Raw genomic sequence first — 336 nt, 5'->3', positions numbered from 1 at the left:
CTGGCCGGCGTTGAGGTACCGGCCGGGATGCAGGGCCAATCGCTGCTTCCGCTGGTCCAGAACGAAGATGACCAGTGGCGCGATGCCCTCTACTACCACTACTATGAGTTTCCCAACGAACACATGGTAAAAAAACACTACGGCCTCCGCACCGACCGCTACAAGTTAATCCATTTCTATGATGATATCGAGGTGTGGGAACTATACGACCTGCAGGAGGATCCGATGGAGCTGAACAACCTGTACGGGCAGCCGGAATACGCCCAGCGGACGCGGGAGCTGAAAGAACGGCTGCGCGGCCTGCGGACTCAATACCGGGATACGACGGGCCCTCCG

The 336-nt window shown here is 58.3% G+C and carries 1 protein-coding gene; it reads left to right on the top strand.

Features of this window, described 5'->3' with window-relative positions; all coding sequences use genetic code 11:
* Window positions 1-336: sulfatase/phosphatase domain-containing protein (locus ACG2F4_RS19475; RefSeq protein ID WP_395262607.1), on the top strand; the 336-nt coding region annotated here is incomplete at both ends.

Source organism: Halalkalibaculum sp. DA3122 (assembly GCF_043951865.1).
In the GTDB taxonomy this organism is placed as follows: domain Bacteria; phylum Bacteroidota; class Rhodothermia; order Balneolales; family Balneolaceae; genus JAMQKA01.
The sequence above is the reverse complement of the archived record's forward strand: the minus strand, read 5'-3'. Positions and strand labels throughout refer to the sequence as shown.